At 72.4% G+C, this 5,197-nt stretch carries 4 protein-coding genes; 2 read left to right on the top strand and 2 right to left on the bottom strand.

Features of this window, described 5'->3' with window-relative positions; genetic code table 11:
- Positions 1-181 precede the first annotated feature (181 nt).
- A complete protein-coding gene (locus GUY61_RS34360; protein ID WP_166634239.1) occupies positions 182-1,048 on the top strand; it encodes a DUF4397 domain-containing protein in 867 nt (288 codons plus the stop codon).
- A gap of 286 nt (positions 1,049-1,334) precedes the next feature.
- On the opposite strand, the gene GUY61_RS34355 is transcribed toward GUY61_RS34360, so the two are convergent.
- Positions 1,335-1,745: a hypothetical protein gene (locus GUY61_RS34355; RefSeq protein ID WP_166634238.1), complete on the bottom strand. Its 411-nt coding sequence runs from the start codon at positions 1,743-1,745 to the stop codon at positions 1,335-1,337.
- Between the two features lie 389 nt (positions 1,746-2,134).
- Positions 2,135-3,670 (bottom strand): DUF1254 domain-containing protein, encoded by a 1,536-nt coding sequence (locus GUY61_RS34350; protein ID WP_166634237.1) that lies wholly within the window; start codon positions 3,668-3,670, stop codon positions 2,135-2,137.
- 868 nt (positions 3,671-4,538) lie between these two features.
- Between GUY61_RS34350 and GUY61_RS34345 the strand changes: the two genes are divergently transcribed.
- Positions 4,539-5,197 (top strand): STAS domain-containing protein (locus GUY61_RS34345; RefSeq protein ID WP_166634236.1); only part of this gene is annotated, 659 nt, incomplete at its 3' end.

Genomic DNA, 5,197 nt, shown 5'->3' with positions numbered 1-5,197 from the left:
GCACGAGGCGATATCGATGCACGGCCGATGCGACTTTCCGAGCCGGTCCGGCCCGCACCAAGCGGCCCGCGACACGCACCACCACCGAAAGAACGGGCGGAACCGCCTCCGTCCGGCCCTCCCGCCACGAAGTACCCGTGAGAGCCGCGATGGGGCGGCTCACCAGAAGGGACGTACGACGATGAACCTCCGCAGCACCACCCTCGCACTCAGTGCCATCGGCGCCACGGTTCTCACGCTCACGGCCGCGACCTCGGCCGGCGCGGTGACGGCCACCGACGAGGACCGGGCCATGGTCTCCGTCTTCCACGGCGTTCCCGGACTGACCGTCGACGTGTACGCCAACGGGGACGAACTCCTCCCCGACTTCGCGCCGGGCAGCCTGACCGGCCCCCAGCCCCTGGAGCCCGGAACCTACGACATCGAACTCTTCAAGGCAGGTGCCGACCCGGACGGCGAGCCCGCCCTCCAGAAGAAGGTGGACGTCCCGGCCGGGGCCAACGCGAGTCTCGTCGCGCACCTCACCGAGGACGGCACCCCGAGACTCGATGCCTACGTCAACGACGTCTCCGAGGTGCCGGACGGCAAGTCCCGGCTCACGGTGCGTCATGTCGCCGCCGCCCCGGCCGTCGACGTACGCGCCGACGGGAAGGCCGTCTTCAAGGACCTGAAGAACCCCGCCGAGGCGACGACCGAGGTGAACGCGGGCACGGTCGACGCGGACGTCGTCCTGGCGGGCACGGACACGGTGGCCGTCGGCCCCGCGGAACTCCCGCTCCGGGAGGGCACCAGCAATGTCGTGTACGCCTGGGGCAGCGCCGAGGACAAGAACCTCGCCCTCAAGGTGCAGACCTTCGAAGCCCCGCAGTCGGCGCCCGCCGGGGGCGGCGCGGGCGGAACCGGCTCCATGGCGGCCGCGGCCGGGCCCAACGGATCCGGGCCGGGCGAATCCGTCGCCTGGCCGGCCTGGAGCGCGGCAAGCGCTGCGGTGCTCGCCGGCGCCTTCACACTCGGCCGGCGTCGCGCGGGAACCGGGGACTCGGACTGACCGGCCGACGGCTTACGCCCCCTCACTCCCGGCCCGAACCCCGAGCGGACCGGGACCGGCCGCCCGGCGGTCAGGCGCACCGCGCCGGACCGCCGGGCGGCTCACACCTCGCCGAGCGGGTCTTCCGGCGGGAGGGGGAGCACGTCCTGGCGCTGGTCACCGGCGCGCCTCCGTACGCCGCGGAGCGCGGCGGTCGTCCCGGCGAGCGCCGTCACCGCCGTACCGGCGGGGCGGCTGAGGCGGGGGCACGCCACAGCGGTCCGCCGGCACCGTCCCACCGCACCGGTCAGGCGACCGGAAGGGCCAGCCCGGACATGGTCCGCTGCATCCGCAGCGCGTCCACCGACTCGGCCATCAGTTCGTACTCCGTCGTGTCGTCGCTGGTGGCGATCCGCACCAGCTTACCGGCCGTCAGCTCCTCGGCCACCAGCCGCTGCTGGCGGACATCCGCGCACCAGGCGCGCAGCACTCCCGGCGCGTCGGGCGCAGTGGGTGCCACCGGGGCGAGGGCATGGTCGGGTATGACCGTGCCGCCCGGTTCGAGGTCGAGCCGGGCGGCTATCCAGGTGGCCCGGTCCCGCAGCCACCACAGTGCCAACGGCAGGGTCGGGGCCCGGTAGGTGCCCAGTGGTACTCCGATGCGCCGGCCGTCACAGCTTCCGTAAGCCGTGACGTGGCACAGGAACTCGTCGTGCACGGTCGCCCCCTGCTGCCGTGTTGTCCGCCTGAGCGGCACCGCTTTCGCAGCCACGTACCGTGAATGGCGGTGCCTTTGGGTCACCATTCAACTGCATCAGGTAACGAGTATTGTCCCGTGGCCAAAACTGTCCACATCTGTTTCTGGCCAGTCTCCTGGCATATTCACGGCGGCGGTTGGCCGAATCCCCCGGGGCGGCGGCGTGAACAGCGGCGACGGCACACGGAGAGGACTTCGCACCGGCGGATTTCGCGTCCTGAACCCGTCCCTCCGAGAGATTCGGCGAGTCCGGCGGAACCCGGGAGCCGTCCCGCTCGTTACCAGTACGAGGTCCCGCGGTATCCCCCGTCCGCGGGACCTCACCATGTGCGGGCACACCCGGCGTGGCGTCAGGTGACGCGGCTGATGGGCGGGCACTCCCACCGGGCGTCGATGACTTCGGCGCGCGGGAGGTACATGCGCAAACCGATGAACCAGCCGCCCTCTTCCGGTATGGGCAGCCAGTTGGGCTCCCGGTCGGAACCCGGTGACCCGGGCCGCAGGTGGATGGTCAGGCTGCCGTCGGGGTCGGTGACCAGCCCCGGGGTGCGGTCGCCGATGGAGTAGCGGCCCAGCGGGTTGGGGACCAGGTTCCTGTCCTCCCCGTACACGGTCAGGGACCAGAACGCGTCGACGGGCGGCAACCCACCTGCCGGGAAGCGCAGTTCGAAGCGGCCGGTGGTCAGCTTGTCACCGCCCCCGTCGTGGAAGGCGACAAGGTAGACCGCTTCCGCGGGATCGTTGGCGGCGACACCGACCAGCGCCTGCTCGGCCGCCCGCCTGAGGAAGTCGTCCCCGAAGCGCCCCATCTGCGGCGGCGGGTAGCGCCAGCCGTTGATCACCTGCGCCCAGTCGCCGCTGAGCAGCTGCTGTTCGAGCATCGGCAGGCCGGTGGCCGCGGCCCGGATCAGGGCTTCCCTGACGGGCCGGGGCTGGGCCTCGACGTCGAGCCCGGGCCCGATACCTATCTCCGCGAACTGCTTGAGCAGGATCTCGTGGTGCTGCGGTGGCGGGTTCTCGGCGAGCATCGCGTTCAGCGTCTTCCACGGCGCCAGCGGATCCCGCGCCGCGTCGGCCGGCTCGAGCACGTCGCGGCGTTCCGGGACGGTGGCTCCCTCCTCGCCGAACAGGTGCAGCGGGGTCAGCCGGCACTGACGCTGCAGTGCGTGGACGGCGGGGAGGTCGTCCTCGCCTTCCACGAGGGTGCGGCCGACGACGAGGATCCAGGGACTGGGAGCGGTCGCCGTGCGGCGCACGCCTTCGGGAAGCTCCCCCGACCATCCCGGGCCGACGAGGGCGAAAGCACCGGCGTTCGGTCCGGTGGCGCGCTGCCCCACGTAGTCGTAGTTGTCGGAGGTGATGCCGACCAGTTCGAAGGTGAAGTAGCGGTCGCCCATGTCCGGATGCGAGAGGACCACGGGTTCCGTGCTCAGATCGACCCACGCGAACGAGTACAGCGTGTCGTTGTTGGGAGCCACCCCCTCCCGGTCGGAGGCGTCGAACAGCTTGCCGGCGTGCCAGAAGTGGTTGACGGCGGCGTACGGCGTCGTCTCCGTGTCGGGCTCCTCCGCCACCCACCGATGGCGGAGCTGGGCGTTGTAGATGTACGGGAACCCGTAGACGAAGGCCTGTTCCCCCAGCGTGTAGGCGTATTCGCGGCGCCAGTCGGTCATGCGTCCGGTCAGCACCGGCTTCACCGAATTCCACATGAGCGGCAGCGTCTGCGCCGCCCGGCGGGCGCGGCCGACCGTTGCTCCGGGATGGCGGACCGCGTCCGCGGTGAGCCTGCCGGTGGCAGTCGCCGCCTGGCCGACGCTCGACGCCACTCCGGACAGTTCCTGGCGCAGTCGTTGCGCGGGACGGTTGTTCGTGGCCGCAGAGGTCATCTCCGAACTCCATTTCCCTGTCGTTGATCAGCACGGCGACCGACCGCATCGGGCTGGGAGGGTTGGCGATCGCGATCCCCGGCCCCCGCGGGACACTCGGCCGAAGGACACTGGGCCGGGCCGCATCGTGCGTGCTCGTTCGTGGGGGTTGGTCGTTCGCGGGGTTGGTCGTTCGCGGGGTGTCCCGCGAGGTGCTCCGAACGGGTGGACCTTCTCCTCGAGTAGATCACCGCGGGCAGGGCCCGGCAACCGCGCTCGGCCGCACCCCGGACGTGGGGGCCACCACCCCGGGGCGCCGGTGCCGGAGACGGCCCGGTGCCGCCGGTGCCGCCGGTGCCTGGGCGGCATGGCACCCATTCCCGGCGCTGCGGGCCTCGTCCGGCCCGAGTGCCGGGCGTACGCGGCACACCGTTCCGCCGGAGCGAACGAGGGCTGGGCCGGACGGCGGAGGGCCGTGGACGGCCGGCAGCCGGAAGGATCCACCGCCGATAGGCTGCCGAACGCCGGCAGCACGTGAGGGAGGCCGTGCCGAGGAGCCGCGGCGGTCGCACGACGGACCCGGACTCGATCGCGACTCCCCGCCGGCCGCAACGCTCCCGTACCCGCCGGCCGCCCCGCCCTGAGCGGCATCGTGGTGATCCGGCCCCCGGCGGTCGGCGAGTCCGCCTCCGGCGGGCACGGCGGGTGCCCGGGCCACACGCCGGTCGTGCACCGGGCGTGCACCGGGCGCGTACCGGTCGGCCTTGGAAGAGCACTCGAAGAGCGCTCGAAGCACATAGGCGAGGACCTCAAGCTCTCGAGGGGGCGGGCGACATGGACCGGCTGTTTCCCTCGTTGCGGGGCTACCGGCGGGAAGCTGCCCGAGGCAGTGCTCGCGGGCGTGGTGATCGCGGCGCTGATCGAGCTCGTCGGCATCCGCTCGCTGGTGTCGCTCTACCGCGTCTGCACCCATCGGCTGGGCCAGGCCCACGGCGTCGCCGCGCGACCCGACTTCGCCGCCGCGATCGCCACGATGGCCGGGGTGATGGTCTTCGACACGCTGCCCGGTCTGTTCATCGGTATCGACGTCTCCCTGCTCCTGCTCCTCCACCGTTCCTCGCGCCCGCACATCAGCGAACCGGGCCGGCTGCCCGGCGACGGGCACTTCGCCTCGCTCGACAGGCACACCGAAGGCCGCAGGGTCCCGGGCGTGGTCGTCCTGCGCGTAGAGGCGGGCATCTACTTCGCCAACGCGGAGCGGATCGAGTCGGCCGGGCGAGAGGCCGCCACCGGCAAAGGCACGAAGGCGGTCGTGATCGACGCCGAGACGGTGCCGTTCATCGACGTCACCGCGGTACGCATGCTGGACGGGCCGGCCGAGGAGCTCGGGGCGGGCGGAGTAAGGCTGCTGCTCGCCCGCGACGTGGGCCAGGTGCGGGACGTACTGGAGACCGCGGAGGTCGCCGGGCGCGGGACCGGGTCGCCCGGACCGGGTCGCCCCGCCCCCGCCGACCGTCCCGCTCGCGCATCCGCCCCGGCTACTCCCCC

This window comes from Streptomyces sp. GC420, from assembly GCF_009916105.1.
Taxonomy (GTDB): Bacteria; Actinomycetota; Actinomycetes; order Streptomycetales; family Streptomycetaceae; genus Streptomyces.
Note: the sequence above shows the minus strand (reverse complement) of the source record. Positions and strands in the feature narration are given on the sequence as shown.